The organism is Asticcacaulis sp. SL142 (assembly GCF_026625745.1).
Classification (GTDB): domain Bacteria; phylum Pseudomonadota; class Alphaproteobacteria; order Caulobacterales; family Caulobacteraceae; genus Asticcacaulis.
Genome location: NZ_CP113061.1, coordinates 2,298,234 through 2,314,590, shown reverse-complemented (window position 1 = coordinate 2,314,590; position 16,357 = coordinate 2,298,234). Strand labels below are relative to the sequence as shown.

General features: G+C 57.3%; 12 protein-coding genes and 1 pseudogene. 3 read left to right on the top strand and 10 right to left on the bottom strand.

Annotation, left to right across the window (positions count from 1 at the left end):
* Positions 1-132 precede the first annotated feature (132 nt).
* A pseudogene (locus OVA03_RS10520) lies at positions 133-1,251 on the top strand (lactonase family protein).
* On the opposite strand, the gene OVA03_RS10515 reads toward OVA03_RS10520, so the two are convergent.
* The 9 genes from OVA03_RS10515 to OVA03_RS10475 all read right to left on the bottom strand — a co-directional run bounded on the left by OVA03_RS10515 (position 1,252) and on the right by OVA03_RS10475 (position 12,247).
* Complete coding sequence (locus OVA03_RS10515; protein WP_267524356.1) at positions 1,252-1,671, bottom strand: hypothetical protein; 420 nt, start codon at positions 1,669-1,671, stop codon at positions 1,252-1,254.
* A gap of 126 nt (positions 1,672-1,797) precedes the next feature.
* A complete protein-coding gene (locus OVA03_RS10510) occupies positions 1,798-2,037 on the bottom strand; it encodes a hypothetical protein (RefSeq protein ID WP_189485038.1) in 240 nt (79 codons plus the stop codon).
* A 124-nt stretch (positions 2,038-2,161) separates the two neighbouring features.
* A complete protein-coding gene (locus tag OVA03_RS10505) occupies positions 2,162-3,106 on the bottom strand; it encodes a glucokinase (protein ID WP_267524353.1) in 945 nt (314 codons plus the stop codon).
* A 160-nt stretch (positions 3,107-3,266) separates the two neighbouring features.
* On the bottom strand, positions 3,267-4,982 hold the full coding sequence (gene ybaL, locus OVA03_RS10500; RefSeq protein ID WP_267524351.1) for a YbaL family putative K(+) efflux transporter: 1,716 nt from the start codon (positions 4,980-4,982) through the stop codon (positions 3,267-3,269).
* A 288-nt stretch (positions 4,983-5,270) separates the two neighbouring features.
* Positions 5,271-6,569 carry a BNR repeat-containing protein gene (locus OVA03_RS10495; protein ID WP_267524349.1) on the bottom strand — a complete coding sequence of 433 codons (1,299 nt, stop codon included), beginning with the start codon at positions 6,567-6,569 and terminating at the stop codon, positions 5,271-5,273.
* A 5-nt stretch (positions 6,570-6,574) separates the two neighbouring features.
* Positions 6,575-7,753, bottom strand: coding sequence for a hypothetical protein (locus tag OVA03_RS10490; protein WP_267524347.1), 1,179 nt, complete (start codon positions 7,751-7,753; stop codon positions 6,575-6,577).
* Between the two features lie 310 nt (positions 7,754-8,063).
* Positions 8,064-9,629, bottom strand: coding sequence for a DHA2 family efflux MFS transporter permease subunit (locus tag OVA03_RS10485; protein ID WP_267524345.1), 1,566 nt, complete (start codon positions 9,627-9,629; stop codon positions 8,064-8,066).
* Between the two features lie 42 nt (positions 9,630-9,671).
* Positions 9,672-10,841: an HlyD family efflux transporter periplasmic adaptor subunit gene (locus tag OVA03_RS10480; RefSeq protein ID WP_267524343.1), complete on the bottom strand. Its 1,170-nt coding sequence runs from the start codon at positions 10,839-10,841 to the stop codon at positions 9,672-9,674.
* A 23-nt stretch (positions 10,842-10,864) separates the two neighbouring features.
* Positions 10,865-12,247, bottom strand: coding sequence for an efflux transporter outer membrane subunit (locus OVA03_RS10475; RefSeq protein WP_267524341.1), 1,383 nt, complete (start codon positions 12,245-12,247; stop codon positions 10,865-10,867).
* A 177-nt stretch (positions 12,248-12,424) separates the two neighbouring features.
* Here OVA03_RS10475 and OVA03_RS10470 point away from each other — a divergent pair, with 177 nt between their 5' ends.
* Positions 12,425-13,027 carry a TetR/AcrR family transcriptional regulator gene (locus tag OVA03_RS10470; RefSeq protein ID WP_267524339.1) on the top strand — a complete coding sequence of 201 codons (603 nt, stop codon included), beginning with the start codon at positions 12,425-12,427 and terminating at the stop codon, positions 13,025-13,027.
* A 43-nt stretch (positions 13,028-13,070) separates the two neighbouring features.
* On the opposite strand, the gene OVA03_RS10465 is transcribed toward OVA03_RS10470, so the two are convergent.
* Entirely contained in the window at positions 13,071-14,006 is a 936-nt protein-coding gene (locus OVA03_RS10465; RefSeq protein ID WP_267524337.1) for a dienelactone hydrolase family protein, read from the bottom strand.
* A gap of 377 nt (positions 14,007-14,383) precedes the next feature.
* Here OVA03_RS10465 and dnaK point away from each other — a divergent pair, with 377 nt between their 5' ends.
* Positions 14,384-16,285, top strand: a complete 1,902-nt coding sequence (gene dnaK / locus OVA03_RS10460; RefSeq protein WP_267524336.1) for a molecular chaperone DnaK — start codon at positions 14,384-14,386, stop codon at positions 16,283-16,285.
* The last annotated feature ends 72 nt before the right edge of the window (positions 16,286-16,357 follow it).

Sequence of the window (16,357 nt, the reverse complement as noted above, 5' to 3'; positions counted from 1 at the left end):
CAATGTCCTGCGGATATTTTTGCGGTTACGTTACGGGAGCGGCCAAATTGGTCCTATATAAGTCTGTGTTTGAAAATTTACGCCCTTCCCTAAACCCTGACCTGCGACTAGGCTGCGCGAACATAAAAACAGATGCTGCAAACCCCCAGGAATTCCATGTCTAACCCCTTCATGTCCGCCCTTATAGCCTGCGCCGTCATTAGCCTTACAGCCATCGGCGCTCAGGCCGAAACACAGCTTCTGACCGGTGCCTATAGCGACGGCGCCTTCAAAGGCATGAAGCTGTTGACGTTTGACGCAGACCGCGATGAGTTCACCATCATCAAGTCATTTGAATCGATAGAAAATGCGTCCTTTGCGCTTTACGATGCTGACAATGGCCGCCTCTATGTGACGGGTGAGGCCGATACCGGTCAGGTCGGGGCTTTTAAACTGTCCGAAGATCATATGACCCTGATGCCGCTGGGCTATGTGTCATCTCTGGCGGGCTCGCCCTGCTATCTGGCGCTCAGCCCTGACAAATCCCGGTTGGCGGTGGCCAATTATCACGGCGATATCGTGTCGGTCTTTAAGATTGATGCGGCAAGCGGCGCCATTCAGAGCGACCCGGACGTGCTTAAGGGGACGGACGCCACAAAGATGGGACATGCCCACTGGGTGCAATGGTCACCCGAAGGCGACAAAATCTACATGGTCGATCTGGGCCACGACGAAGTGCGTGCCTATCCTTATGATATCAAGACCGGGGCGATCGGCGCGGCGACCCGCGCCTTTAAAACACCGGTGGGTTCAGGCCCACGCCATCTGGCCTTTTCGCCGGATGGACGGTTTGCCTATGTAGTGACCGAATATGCCAATACCGTCATCGCTCTTGAGCGCGAAGCAAACGGCACCCTGACGGAACTCCAGACCGTTTCCACCCTGCCTGCCGATTATAAGGAAAAGTCATTTGCCGCCCACATTCAGATAAATTAGGCGGGCGACACCCTCTACATGACCAATCGCGGCCATAACAGCCTGAGCGTGTTCCGCATCCACGCCGATGGGCAGCTTACACCGCTTCAGACCATTTCTACCGGTGGTGACTGGCCACGCTTTTTCCTGTTGCTTGAGGATGAGAAACGCCTGCTGGTCGCCCACCAGAGGAGCAACGACATCCGCACGTTTCACATCAATACCGACGGATCACTGGCCGCGACGCCCGCTAAGTTTGCCCTGCCCAAGCCGGTGATGATCGTGCCGCTAAGATAATTACAGTGCGGCGTCGCCTTTGTCAGCCACGCGGATTTCATCAATATCTTCGGGGGCATAGCCTGCGGCGACCAGACTGCTCATGAGATATCCGCGCACAGCAGGGGTTGGCTCAACGCCGTCAACACAAACCAGAGTGACCTTAGTGCCATCATCGACCACAAAGGCGGCAATCTGCGGCGTCAGAGGTGATGGCGATGTCATATTTGCCGATATCAGACGGGTATAGGCATGGGCGACCTGATCCCGATGCACGCCACTGACATAGCCCTTGTAGAGCGCGGTCACGCGCGTACCGCCGACCATAACGGTGTCAAACCCGCTGACCTCAGGCCGCGCTACAGGCTCAGCAAGCGATGGCACGGTAAGCAAGGCGCTCAGCAGACTGGCGGCAATAATCGTTCTGATGGATGAGAACATGGCGGTAAACCTTTCGGGACACCGCCTATATGGGACGCTTTTTGGGCTTTGCCAGACCATCGCGCTTTAAAATGTAACCACGCCTCCTACAGAGCCATGGCTGTTACATTTGCGTTACACTAAGGATCAGGGATTGATATCGGAATTGTAGTTTGGGCGTATACCGGCCTCACGCATGGCCTGAAGGCTTAGGATGCCCAGAATTTTTGGTGCGCCTTCGGTACCCTTGGCCACAATACCATCCACATCATAGCGATAGTCGCCAATATGGAAGAGGGCCGGGTTCTGACGGTCCTTAAAGGCCTGAAGCGGTTGTTCAGCCCCTTCGATACGGACCCAGGCGCTGTCATATAATCGGATACTCATCAAAATATACTCTTAGGATAAATGGCTAAAAAAAACCCGCGACACGGCTAAGGGGCTTCATAGCACGCCGCTTCGCGATGTGGGATGCTATTTGGAATAAAATTTATGTCATAGGGCGCGAACCTTAAAATAATGTCGCCAGTCCGGTGATTTCCATCTGGCGGGCTGTGGTTCTAAATACCGGAATATCATGCACATAATCTGCGAATGTGCCTTTATTGAGATAGCCCCGGCAAAAGCGTTCCGCATCGAACAGATCATCGATCAGATCCAGCAAGGCTCCGGTCAGATAGATCCCGCCGCGCGCCCCCATGATCAGGGCGACATCCGAGGCCATCCCCGCCAGCCAGTCGGTCACGATACCAATAGCCTCCAGCGCACGCCGGTCGCCGGCGCGGGCCCGTTCAACCACGCCTGCCGCATCCGTCGTTGTCACCGGCACGCCGTCAATCAGGCTGAGCGTTTCCCACACCGCAACGAGGCCGTTCAGCGAAATGCCCATCTCGCGTGATACGTTGCCAAAGCGGTGTTGCATCACCTTAAGGACAGCCCATTCGCGGTCTGTTTTCACCGGCAAATCCGAGTGCCCGCCTTCACCGGGCAGGGCCGTCCAGCCGCCCGCACCATCAGCCACAAGGGCTGCCAGCCCCAGACCATAGTGCGGCCCCAGCACGGCAATTACGGTCTCTTCGGCGTTTTCACCGCCGCAGATTTTTGACCGCTCATTGCGCTTCAAGCTCGGAATGGCCAAGGCCCGCGCCACGAAATTATTGACCAGATTGACCCGCTGAATATCCAGCAACTGCCGCAGTTCATCGCGCGATAAGGTCATATTACCTTCGGGCAAATGGATGATGCCGTCATCCTCCCAACCGCGCGAGGACACCGCCGCCCCTTTCAGGCGCGGATTGTCCTTTCGTTTGAGAAAGTCGCGGATCGCGCCGTCCAGATCGCTGCGGCCGGCACATTCATATTGTTCCGCCAACTGAGGCCTGTGGCCCGGATCGGCCAGAGCCAGATTGACATGCGATCCCATAGACAGATCGCACAACAGAACCTGATCGCCCATTGCGTACTCCTGATGTTACTTGTCCCTGCGTGGCGTCTGATGCGCCCATTTATGGATCAGGAGTATCGGTCCCATTTCATAAGAAAGAAATAATAAACCTTAAGGCGTAAATCCCTTGCAAGCGCTTGTCCGGAAGCGTTTGGGCTTTAGGGCGTTAAACTCAGGCGGCCTTATGTTCAGTATGGGGCTCCGGTCCAAAGGCGCCCAGAATATGCCGGATCATGCCCTTGGCGAGTTCTTCCTCACCAAAGAAGACTGTGCCTAGTTTTTCTTCGCGGATAAAGTTCATCTCATCTTCGCTGTGGGTACGGATCACCAGTTTTATACCGGGGTTAAGCCTTTGGGCGATCTCGCTCATCCGGCGGACATTAAGCGAATCCGGCGTGGCGATAACCAGCATGGCGGCATGTTGAATGTGGGCCTGAATCAATACTTCGGCTTCGGTGGCGTCGCCCGATACGGCCACCTTGCCCATCTGGCGCAGGTCTTCGACCCGTTCGCGGTTTTGCTCGGCGACCACATAGGCGATGTTCTGGGACTCCAGCGCATCAGCAATGCGTTTGCCCACCCGGCCGAAGCCCACCAGAACCACCTGCCCTTTGAGGTATTTTGCCTCTGTCGTTTCGGGCAGTTCGGCATAGGGGTCTTCGCGCTGATCAAGCGTGCGACCGATTTTGGTATGTGTCGTCAACCAGCCCGCAAAGGGCTTAATACCGGCAAACACGAACGGGTTAAGCGCGATAGAGATAATCGCCCCCGCCAGCACCAGCGACATGCCTTCCGGCGGCAGCAGGTTCAGCGACATGCCAAGACCGGCCAGAATAAACGAGAACTCACCGATCTGCGCCAGACTGGCCGATACGGTCAGCGCCGTCTTGAGCGGATAGCGGAAGAACAACACCAGCCCGGCCGCGGCAATGAATTTACCGATGACGATAATAGCGACCACACCCAGAACCTGAAGCGGCTGGGTCAGGATAATTTCCGGCTTGAACAACATGCCGACCGAGACGAAAAACAACACCGAAAAGGCATCGCGCAGCGGCAGGGTTTCTTCGGCGGCCCGGTGGCTGAACTGAGATTCGCGCATCACCATGCCTGCGAAGAATGCCCCCAGCGCAAACGACACTGAAAACAGTTCCGCCGCTCCGAAAGCGATCCCAATGGCCACCGCCACCACCGACAGGGTGAACAGTTCGCGCGATCCGGTGCGCGCCACCTGCCATAATATCCACGGCAGGACGCGCTTACCGACAATCAGCATTAGGGCGATGAACGCCCCGACCTGCAATAGGGTCTGGCCGATCGTGACCCAGATGCCCGCCGACACGGTCGCCTCCTTGCCTGACAACAGGCCCGACAGCGGCGGCAGCAGCACCAGCACCAGAACGGTCACCAGATCTTCGACCACCAGCCAGCCGACCGCGATCTTACCGTTCATGGTATCGATCAGGTTACGAGCCTCTAGCGCCTTGAGCAGCACCACGGTCGAGGCACAGGACAGGCACAGGCCAAACACAATCGCAGGCCCGACAGCCCAGCCCCACATCATAGCCATCCCGGCACCTAAGGCCGTCGCCAGTCCCATTTGCACAATCGCTCCCGGAAGGGCGATACGCCGCACCGACATCAGATCATTGAGCGAGAAGTGTAATCCCACCCCAAACATCAGCAGCATGACGCCAATCTCAGAAAGCTGCGAGGCTATACCGGCATCTGCGACAAAGCCGGGGGTGGCCGGACCAATCAGAAACCCCGCCACCAGATACCCGACCAGTGCCGGCAGCTTGATGCGCTCAGCAATAAAGCCAAACACCAGCGCCAGCCCAAACCCCCAGGCAATCGTCGTAATCAGCGAGATATTATGATGATCCATGCGTCGGGCGGCCTCTCCTGAATTATGATCGGTGTATTGCGCGTAAAGCGCACCCCTTCGGCTGCGAAAGCCCGGTCGGCAAACGCAACACTCAAACTCTGTACAAGTCTCAGGAGACCGATCTTTGAGCGTATTTGGGGAACAGGCATAACGAAAATACGCCCTTAGGCCGTAATTTCAGGTCTAAGGTGGCAAAGGTCAAGTCTTAAGATGTATAATTGAGACTTATTTTTCAAATAAATCTGATGTGTTAGTTTTTATACAAGCCGAAGCCAAAACTAATCTGGTTCAGGGGTTATGGAAAAGCATGAGATCAGAGGCGGGTGGAATATTATCTGAGGGCCGATCACGATTGGGCGGTCGTGCCGTCCAGGCCAGCACATAGACCTCGCCTTTCGGGCCTTTGGTCTCAACGGTATTGATCTGCTGACCGTCCGGCACTGCGATGCGGGCTTTCAAGCGATCCGCAACGGACGCGACTGTGCGTTCTTCGATCAGTTTGAGATTATCCGCATTGATGACAAACTCTATGGCCTGCCCCAGACGAACGACCCGCACCACCAACCGCCCCTGATCCAGCGGGCGCGCCCCTTCGACAAAGAGTTCACTGTTCAGAGAGCCCGTGCCTTTGAAATCCCAGCGATAGCCCTGCCAGTCACTTATCTGACGCCGGTTCCAGCGGTTGCCCTCACGCCGCGCCACCCAGATCTGGGTGTTGCCGGCCTGATCATGCTTATGGTAGGTGATCAGGACGCGCCCCTGATCATCGAACCCCACAACCGTATTATTGTTGATCATCCCGCCCTTGACCGGCACCGGATCAACGATATCGGCCTCGGATAGACGTATCGGCAGGGCAAGCGGGCGGCCATCGGCGGCCTGCCAGTTGATCAGGTCGCGGCTTTTGGCATAGCTTAAGTCATGATTGGTTTCAGCGTGCGGGCTGTCGCGCCATACCCAGGCTATGTGGAAAAGCCCGTCCGGCCCCTGCACCGGCCCGACGAAATAGGCATTGCGCTTGCCCTCACCATCGACCAGCGGGGCCGAGGTCAGCGCCTTCCAACTACCCATTGTTTCATCATAGATATTGTAGATTTCGTTGCCCCGGCCGGATGTGCCATCGCGGTATTTGAAGATCAGCTGACCGGCATCATCTTTCAGAAACACCGGATAGGTCATGGCGGTCTCTTTGGCCGCATCAACCATGACCGGCACGCGCTTTAGGGTGCGGACATCGCCGGACGGATCGCTACGGAAATAGGTTAGCGGGTCGACATGCATATTGCCCGCCACATGAACGGCACCGTCTTTATCAAGGGCGATGGCAATCAGGTTATGACTGTCCCAGCCCAGCCAGGTATCGACCTTATGATAAACCCAGTGGGCCGGATTGTTGAGCGGGCGTTGCGCCACGCTCAATTGGCGGTTCGCATCATAATAGGCGACGTAAATGTGGGAGGCTGAGGTCGTGACCGCAAAGCCGACACTGTGCCCGGCCCAGACCTTATCGATCGCCTCTACGGACTGCGCCTGAACCAGAGGTGCAAACAAAAGTGCCGCGATGACCATCAGATATTTCAGCATCATGAACCTTAAGATATCCGGCGCGGAAAATAGAGCACCGCCTCCGGTCGCCACAGCCCTTTGAGGTCAGCATAGGGCACGACATAGTAATCACCCATGCACGCCCCGATCACATGGGGCAGATCGGTCAGGGAAAACACCAGCCCCTTATCGTTGAACGACAGGCTGTAGTCGTGGTCAAAGCCCTCACCCAGACAGTCCTCTGGTGCTTGCTGTTTAAGGTCATAGGCCGATCCCGGCTGTAGTTTGGCCAGTAAATGGCCATATTCCGGCCCATCCAGTTTCAGCAGCCGGTTGATATCCAGAACCTCACCGCGGCGCAGGTCATAGAGTGCATACCGGAAACTGTTATTGGGATAGGCCCCGCCACAGTATGTCGAGCCGCCTTCGCGAATGGCCATGACGGTTTCGGTGATAAAGCTGACCTCAGAGTCATAATCCTCCCAGCCGCCCAGAGTGCCACCACCAGCCTCTTCGGATTGGGCACGACAATCGAGGCCGTACTGGGTCATGCGGTAGCGCTCGCGGTCCAGCAGCCGGTTGACCCGCGTCAGAATATCCAGTGACGGATGCCGCGACAGGCGTGGATAATGGATGCCGGTGCCCTTATCGGTCGCCATGACATAACCGACCGCGCCCGTACGCACCTCCGGCCCGTAGGTGGTCGTGGCCGCCAGTTGCCGCCACAGATAGGGATTATCGCTGACCTCATAGTCGCTCAGGTCATCAAGGGCGTAATAAAGCTCCGCCGCCTCCTGCACTGGCATCACGGCACTCACCTTGCGATCCCCGACCGATTTCAGCATCACCGGCAAACCGCTTAAGCGTCCGGCGGCGATCCATTGTCCGCTCAGGCCATCAGGGCGCGGCGTCAGGGTAAAGCTGGCTTTTGCCGGACACTGATCGCTTTGCAGATAACAGGCCGGGTCATATTCGCGCAGGATCAGGCGCACCCCGCGCCGTTCCACACCCAACTGAATATGGGCACGGTGCTGACGATAGAAATAGCGGGCCGCCGACACGTCCTGCCCCGCATCCGTCCGGGTGCTCAAAATCTCCAGCACAATGGGGTGTTTACCGAGCGTGCCTTCATAGACCTGCTGATGGATCACGGGGACAGCCTGCGCCGCAACGGGGCTGCTGAACACGGCCATAGCGGCCCAGATGGCCAATGCTGTGATACGCAAAGCGCGCGCCTTCCCCTCTGTGACGAACCCTCTTTATAGCGCCCGCATCCCACCTTGCAAAGGCCCTATAGATTCTGGGCAGACAAGGATGGGGCAGGATTAAGATCGGGGCAGCTATGACGGCAAGATAGCATGCCGACCCAGATTAGGTGGTTGCAAATCCGTCCGCCGTCGGCGTCAGAAGGAGTGACACGCAACACCAGCATCTAATGGTCGTGATAAATGCTTAGGGTTGAGGCCGCCCACCTCGCTTACTTGGGGGGGAGGGGGAGCGGGCGGCCTCTGTCAAACGGCTGATTGATTTAGCGGATCAATCGGCCGCGTGAACGGCACCATTGCTCATCGACTTTTTGGCAAACCAGATGAGCGGCACAAGCAACAGCGTCAGCCAGCCCGAAATCCGGAAGAAGTCGAGCGCAGCCTGCAGGTAGGCCTGTGACATGACCTGAGAGGTGATCACGCCGACCGCCTGCTGCATCGACAATCCCGCCGCCTGTAGCTTTTGGAGGGCCTCGATCCACAGGGGTGAACCGGAACTCATGGTCTCGGCCAACCTCGTTTGGTGTACGGATTCCATACGGTCCCAGAGGGTGGTGGCCAGAGACGCGGCAAAACTGCCGGCGGTGATGCGGGCAAAGTTCGACAGCCCCGAAGCCGCCGGGGTCTGATTGGGCGCAACATCGGCCATAGAGATGGTAATCATCGAAATGAAGAAGGTCGACATCGCCACACCCTGAACCAGCAACGGTATGACCAGCGCGGTGAAATTGGCATCCGGCGTGTAGCCTGAGCGCATGAAGAACGACAGGGCAAACATCAGGAGCGAAAAGGTCGCAAGGACGCGCGCGTCGGTCTTACCCAACAGCCGGGCCGCAAAGGGCGTCAGGATCACCGCCACAACGCCGGAGGGGGCTGCGACGAGACCTGCCCAGGTCGCGACATAGCCCATGTTCGATTGCAGCCAGACCGGCAACAGCAAACCGTTCCCGAAGAAGATGGCGTAGGCGATACAGAGCGCTATGGTGCCCAACGTAAAGTTACGGTTCTTAAACATCGACAAATCGACAATCGGGTTTTTCTCATGCAGTTCCCAGATCACCCAGGCGATGAAAAAGACGATGGCGAGGATCAGCTCAATCACGATGGCGGGCGATGAGAACCAGTCGGCTTCTTTGCCGGTATCGAGCATTACCTGTAACGCACCGACCCATATGACCAGCAGCGCAAAGCCGGTGGTATCGACCGGCACTTTGCGGGTCGGGGTCTCACGCGATTTCATGTTCTGCCAGCAGACGAAGGCGCAGAAAATGCCAATCGGGACATTGATCAGGAATATCCATTCCCACGCATAGTTATCGGAAATATAGCCTCCTAAAATTGGCCCGCAGATCGGCCCGACCAGCGTCGTCATCGACCACATGGCCAGGGCCGTCGCGCGTTTTTCTGGCGGAAAGATCATGATCAGCAACGCCTGAGAACCGGGGATCATCGGCCCGGACACCAGCCCTTGCAGGATGCGAAACCCGATCAGCCCTTCGATATTCCAGGCGATGCCGCACAGGAACGAGGCGAAGGTGAACAATAGTACCGATAAGGTAAAGACGCGCACCACCCCAAAGCGGCCCATCAACCAGCCGGTCAGCGGCACAGAAATACCATTGGCGACGGCGAATGAGGTGATAACCCATGTGCCCTGCGATGAGGATACCCCCAGGTTACCGGCAATGGTCGGCAGTGACACATTGGCGATGGTCGAATCGAGCACCTGCATAAAGGTGCCAAGCGCCAGCGCAATCGCCGTAATGGTCAAGGTTGAACCAGTCAGCGGCGGTGGCATGGCCGGTTCAGTTCCGGCCGTGGTTGCGGGTGAGGCCATGATGGCGCTCCCTTATAATAAGAATTTATTTCACGGCGCAGGTTATTTCACGGCTTTAGGCGCGTCAGCGATATCGATCTTCGCCTTCATCGACAGGCCAACCCGCAGCGGATGGGCGGCCAGTTCCTTGGGCTCAAGGTCGATACGCACCGGCAGGCGCTGAACCACCTTGATCCAGTTGCCCGACGCGTTCTGGGCCGGGATCAGCGAAAAGGCCGAGCCCGTGCCACCGGAAATGCCGCGCACCGTGCCGTGGAATTTGACACTGTCGCCGTAAAGGTCTGAGGTCAGCTCAACCGTCTGGCCCGGCACGACGTTTTTAAGCTGCACTTCCTTGAAGTTGGCATCGACATAGGCGTGGGTGATCGGCACGACCGCCATCAGCGGCGTACCCGCCGTCACCTGCTGGCCGACCTGAACCGACTTGCGGGCGATGATACCGTCCATGGGCGCGCGCACGACTGTGCGTTCAAAGGCCAGCTTGGCGGCATCGACCTTGGCCTGGGCGGCCAGAACTTCGGGGTTGCCGCCCGGTGTGAAACCGGCGATGCGGACATTGTTGTTTTCGCGCGACCCAATGGCGGCCTGATAGGTGGCCTGCGCCTGAGCCTTGGCCGATTGGGCCGCCGCCAGAGCCGCCGCCGCGCGGGCATATTGGTTCTGGGCGGTCGACAATTCTTCCTGAGAGACGGCACCTGACGCAATCAAAGCCTTGCGACGGTTAAGGTCGATCTGGGCGCGCTCATAGTCGGATTGGGCTGACTTGATCTGGGTGTCGGTGGCGGTGATCTCGGCCTGACGGGCGTTCATCTGAGCCTGCAAGGCATCATCGGACGCGTAATAGCCTTGTACACGGCGGGTAGCCAGCGCCAGATCGGCCTCGGCTTCGGCCAGAGCAATACTGGCGTCGGCATTATCAAGCTCGACCAGAATATCGCCAGCCTTGACGACCTGCGTATCCGTGACGTGGATCTTGGCAATCGGGCCGGGGACAAGGGCATTGACCTGCGCGGTTTCGGCACCGACATAGGCATTGTCGGTTTCAACATAGTGCGAACCGACCAGAAGATAGTAACCGCCCCATGCTATGGCGGCAGCGGCTACACCGGCAGCCAGATAGGTCAAAAGGCGCTTGCGGCGGTTGGCGGCCACGGCGACTTTAGCTTCGGGGCTTAAAGCGGCATCAGCAGTTGGGGAAGCGGGTGTGGACATGGGGGTATCGCTTTCTGTAAAAATCAGTAGTCGCCGCCAAGTGCGCGCACCAGCGCGACCTCAAGGCTTAAGGCACGGGATTTCAAATCGGTGACGGTCTTGCGCTGGGTCAGCAGGCTCTGTTCGGCCTGCAATAGCGTGGTGTAGTTGCTAAGCCCGCCGTCATAGCGCAGCTTGGTCAGGCGGTAGGCCTCTTCATAGCCATCAAGGGCCAATTGCGAGTCCTTCAGGCGGCCCTCTAAGGCACGCTCAGACGCCACCACATCAGCGACGCTGTGCATGGCGTTGACGATGGCCGCGTTATAATCTGCCACGGCGGCGTCCTTATCGGCCTTGGCACCGCGCAGATCGGCTTTGCGCTTGCCACCATCGAACAGGGGCAGGGTGATGGCGGGGCCGATATTGGAATTGGTGGTGCCCTCTACGCTTAAGTCGCCCAGCCAGACCTTACCCACAAACGCCATCAGATTGACATTGGGATAAAAGGCGGCCTTGGCGCGTTTAACGCCTTGGGTTGAGGCCTCGGCCCGCCATTTGGCGGCGACCACATCCGGGCGGCGACCGATCAGATCAAGATCGATGCGTTCAGGCACGGTAAAGGTGGCGGGCGCTTTGAGCGCCGGACGGGTCAAAGATTGCCCGTAATCCGGGTCGCGACCGGCCAGAGCCGCAATCAGATTGCGGGTCGCGGCGATCTGCTCATCAATGGCACTGACGTCGGCGCGGGCGGCGGCGGAACCGGCATTGGCCAGTTGCAGTTCAGCGCGATTGGTCAGGCCGTTATCGAATTTTTGCTGCACCAGACTGGCACTATCGCCGCGAACCTCAACGGCGCGCAGGGCCAGATCACGCTCATCATAAAGACGGGCCAGATCAATATAGGCGGTGGCAATCGACGTGGTCAGAATCAGTCCGGCCTGAGCCATGTCGGCCTCAGACGCCTTAGATTGAGAGGACGCGGCGGCCACCGCAGCGCGGTTCCTGCCCCAAAAGTCCAGTTCCCAGCCAAAGTTCAGACCGGCAACGCCGAGTTCATCGAGATTAAGACTCTCTTCACCTTCAGCGCCACCCGATGAGTTCAGCTTTTGGGCGGTGCCGAGGAACGACAGGGCGGGCACATCGGCACCCTTAGAGCCGTCGAAACTGGCCTTGGCTTTGCGCAGACGGGCTTCGGCAACGGCCAGGGACGGCGATGTATTTATAGCGTCGGACATAAGCTGATCAAGCCGCGGGTCGCCATAACGCATCCAGAACGGATGGGCGGGCAACTTGAAGGTGGTGGCGACATCGAGCGCCTCAGATTTGGGGGCAGCAGTCGCGATATTTGCGCCGCCGCTAAGGGCCAGAAGGCTTACACACACAATAAGAACCGATTTAAACCGGCGTTCAGGGAAAAGACGATCCATAGGCATTATCCTTAAAACAACCGTACGGTACGGTCATTTTTCTTGCGCATTTATACCTGTCATGATAGTTTGTCAATGACCGTACCGTACGGTACGATGAAGTTTTTGTAACGGGCAGGGTTTGACACCGGCCCGTGAAGTATAGAAAACAGGACTATGCCGGATCAAAAGGTAAAATTGGATAAAGATGCGCGCCGTGAGGCCATCCTCGATGTGGCCAGCGAGATTTTCTATGAGGAAGGCTTTGACGCCGCCTCCATGTCCACCATTGCGGCGCGTCTTGGCGGCTCCAAGGGCACGCTATATAACTACTTCAAAAGCAAAGAAGATTTAGTCGAAGCGTTCGTGCAGCGCCACTGCGCCGTGCACCAGAGCGAGATCGAGGGATTATTGCTGGCCGATAAGGGGCTTTATCGCGACTCGCTTTTGTCATGGGGCCGCAAATATGCCCGCATCACCACCCGCGAAAAAACTCAGCGTAATTTCCGTCTGATCACCTCGATTGCCGAGCGCTGGCCCGATGTCGCCAGACTGTTTTATCAGGCTGGTCCCAAAAAAGGTGCCGAACGTATGGTGGAGTTTTTGCGCAAGGCCGAAGCGGCGGGTGAGTTCAAATTTGATGATGTCGAACTGGCCGCCCATCAGTTCATCGCCCTGTGCCAGAACCGCCACCTCAAGGCGCGTTTCATGAATTACGGCGAACCGCCCAGCGAAGCTGAAATCGATGTTGAGGTGACCTCGGCGGTTAAGGTGTTTTACGCGGCTTACGGGTGCAAATGATAATGCCGCCAAACCTTATAGTCTGGCGGCATTTGAGGCCTGTTTAAAGATATTTATCGAACCATTTTAGCAACTCTTCCCACCCCTGCTTGGCCGGGCCTTCCGCATAGCTGGGGCGATAGTCGGCATGGAAAGCGTGTTTGGTGCTCGGATAAACGATGATGTTGGACGGTTTGTTAGCGGCCTTGAGGGCAGCATTCATCTTATCGACATCGGCCTGCGGGATGCCCGCATCGTCAGAGGCGTAAAGGCCCAGAACCGGCTTGTTAAGGGCTGGCACGACATCGAGCGGCCATTTGCGATCTTCCTTGCCTAAGAACTGATCGACCGGCGGGCGTTGCAGGCGACCGTACCACGCCACACCGGCCTTGACGTCCGGGATGCTGGCGGCGGCCATCCAGGTTACCGCACCACCCCAGCAGAAGCCTGTAACACCGACACGGCTCATATCGGCAAAGTTCTTCTTGCCAAACATGGCGCGTTTCTGACCCAGATCCGGATCGGTCTTGAGCCAGTTCAGCGTGGCGGTCATATCATCCATGACCTGACGATTGGTGGCGGGTTCAACCAGATCCTTGATCTTTTCAAAGTCGGTCACCGCGGCGGCATTGCCTTTGCGGGCAAAGAAATCAGGGGCCACGGCGACATAGCCCTTGTGGGCCAGACGGCGGCAGACATCGCGGATATAGTCATGGACGCCGAACACTTCGGAAACGACGATGATCACCGGTCGGTTTTTAGCCTTTTCCGGCATGGCAATATAAAGCGGGATCTCGTATTTGCCTTCAGAACGCAGGGTCTTGATTTTCAGGCTCTGGGTAAACAGGCCGTCAGTGGGCGTCGTTATGGCCTGCGCATGGACAGGCCCGGTCGCCAGCGCGTAGCCAGCAAAGAAAAGACCGGCCACGCCGCGGCGGCTTAGGTGAAAATCCTGCGGTTCGGCGCCTTCTGGTCGCGTCAGGTTAAGCACGGGGGGCATATAACTCTCCAATAGTTTGGGCACGATCTGGCACGATTTTTATAAAAAAGCGGTATGGTAAATGGGCGTAAGGCTAAGACGGCTTATGATTTATTAACCTATTTTGCCCTGTGCGCCTTCAATGTGCAACCTCTTGTGAAACCGTATGGGCTACATATCTATGGGTGCGGTTGTGAAATTCCGGGCCGAAAGACCGTAAGAAATTTGTGACTATAGGCCTTGCGCATCCTATGAGTGTTCCCATATCCGCTTTAGGTTTTCAGGAGACACCTCTTGAAAAAATCCTCAATTTCAGCTTTTCGGGGATGGACATTCGCAGCGCTTAACGCATAAGGCTCGATAAACCCATTCGCCATAACGGAGTAGACTTAAACCTCATGAGCAAGATCATCGGTATTGACCTCGGCACCACCAATTCGTGCGTGGCCGTAATGGATGGCAAGAATCCCAAGGTTATTGAGAACGCCGAAGGTGTGCGCACGACCCCGTCCGTGGTTGCCCTTATGGACGACGGCGAGCGTCTGGTCGGCCAACCCGCCAAGCGGCAGGCTGTGACCAACCCTTCAAATACCTTCTTTGCTATCAAGCGCCTGATTGGCCGCAAGAGCAACGACCCTATGGTCGAGAAGGACAAGGGCATGGTGCCCTACGAAATCTCCAAGGGCCCGAACGGCGACGCCTGGGTCAAGGCCCACGGCAAGGACTATTCGCCCCAGCAGATTTCCGCCTTCACGCTGATGAAGCTTAAGGAAGATGCCGAAGCCTATCTGGGTGAAACGGTAACGCAAGCTGTCATCACGGTGCCTGCCTATTTTAACGACGCCCAGCGTCAGGCCACCAAGGATGCCGGTAAGATCGCGGGCCTAGAAGTTCTGCGTATCATCAACGAGCCGACGGCGGCTGCTCTGGCTTACGGCCTCGACAAAGACCACAACAAGAAGATCGCGGTTTATGACCTCGGCGGCGGCACCTTCGACGTGTCGATCCTTGAGATCGGTGACGGCGTGTTTGAAGTGAAGTCTACCAACGGTGACACGTTCCTCGGCGGTGAAGACTTCGACATGCGTGTCGTTGACTATCTGGCTGACGAGTTCAAAAAGGAAAACGGCGTCGATCTGCGCTCCGACAAGCTGGCCCTGCAACGCCTGAAAGAAGAGGCGGAAAAGGCTAAGAAGGAACTGTCGACGGTCGCTCAGTACGACCTGAACCTGCCGTTCATCTCGATGAACGCGTCGGGTCCACTGCACCTGAACCTCAAGCTGACCCGCGCCAAGCTGGAATCTCTGGTCGAAGATCTGATCCAGAAGACGATCGCGCCGTGCCAGCAAGCCATGAAAGATGCCGGTCTGAAGGCGTCCGACATTGACGAAGTCGTCCTCGTCGGTGGTATGACCCGCATGCCGAAGGTGGCTGAGGCCGTGAAAAACCTGTTCGGTCGTGAGCCGCACAAGGGTGTGAACCCGGACGAAGTTGTGGCCCTTGGTGCCGCTATTCAGGCCGGTGTTCTGCAAGGCGACGTCAAGGACGTGCTGCTGCTCGACGTGACGCCGCTGACGCTTGGGATTGAGACCCTCGGTGGCGTGTTCACCCCGTTGATCGAACGCAACACCACCATCCCTACCAAGAAGTCGCAGACCTTCTCGACCGCTGATGACAATCAGTCGGCCGTGACGATCCGCTGCTTCCAGGGCGAGCGTCCGATGGCGGCCGATAACAAGCTGCTGGGTCAGTTCGACCTCGTCGGTATTCCGCCCGCACCGCGCGGTATTCCGCAGATCGAAGTGACCTTTGACATCGACGCCAACGGCATCGTGCAGGTTCACGCCAAGGACAAGGCGACGAACAAAGAGCACTCGATCCGTATTCAGGCCAATGGCGGCCTGTCGGATGCCGATATCGAGCAGATGGTCAAGGACGCCGAAGCCAACAAGGCTGAGGACGAAAAGCGCAAGGCCCTGATCGAAGCCCGCAACCAGGCCGATGCCCTGATCCATTCGACCGAAAAGGCCGTCAAGGACTTCGGTGCCAAGATCGGCGCTGATGACAAGGCGGCGATTGAGACCGCCCTGTCTGACCTTAAGTCGGCCAAGGACGGCGAAGATGTCGAAGATATCAAGGCTAAGCATCAGGCGCTGCTGACCGCATCCATGAAACTGGGTGAAGCCATGTATGCCGCGCAAGGATCTGGCGAAGAGGCCGATGATGCGGCTCAGGCCGACGACGGCGTCGTTGATGCCGACTTTGAAGAAGTTGACGGCGACGACAAGAAAAGCGCCTAAGCGGGCGTTTACCTAAACAGGGGGAGTCTTTGGAATCCGAAGACTCCCCTTTTTTATGAGTAGTGCGGGTTT

Excerpts from the sequence above, each read along its gene's own strand:
- OVA03_RS10480 (WP_267524343.1), bottom strand. The coding sequence starts at position 10,841 with ATGTCCACACCCGCTTCCCCAACTGCTGATGCCGCTTTAAGCCCCGAA.
- OVA03_RS10510 (WP_189485038.1), bottom strand. The coding sequence starts at position 2,037 with ATGAGTATCCGATTATATGACAGCGCCTGGGTCCGTATCGAAGGGGCT.
- ybaL (WP_267524351.1), bottom strand. The coding sequence starts at position 4,982 with ATGGATCATCATAATATCTCGCTGATTACGACGATTGCCTGGGGGTTT.
- OVA03_RS10465 (WP_267524337.1), bottom strand. The coding sequence starts at position 14,006 with ATGCCCCCCGTGCTTAACCTGACGCGACCAGAAGGCGCCGAACCGCAG.
- OVA03_RS10485 (WP_267524345.1), bottom strand. The coding sequence starts at position 9,629 with ATGGCCTCACCCGCAACCACGGCCGGAACTGAACCGGCCATGCCACCG.
- OVA03_RS10505 (WP_267524353.1), bottom strand. The coding sequence starts at position 3,106 with ATGGGCGATCAGGTTCTGTTGTGCGATCTGTCTATGGGATCGCATGTC.
- dnaK (WP_267524336.1), top strand. The coding sequence starts at position 14,384 with ATGAGCAAGATCATCGGTATTGACCTCGGCACCACCAATTCGTGCGTG.
- OVA03_RS10475 (WP_267524341.1), bottom strand. The coding sequence starts at position 12,247 with ATGGATCGTCTTTTCCCTGAACGCCGGTTTAAATCGGTTCTTATTGTG.
- OVA03_RS10495 (WP_267524349.1), bottom strand. The coding sequence starts at position 6,569 with ATGATGCTGAAATATCTGATGGTCATCGCGGCACTTTTGTTTGCACCT.
- OVA03_RS10515 (WP_267524356.1), bottom strand. The coding sequence starts at position 1,671 with ATGTTCTCATCCATCAGAACGATTATTGCCGCCAGTCTGCTGAGCGCC.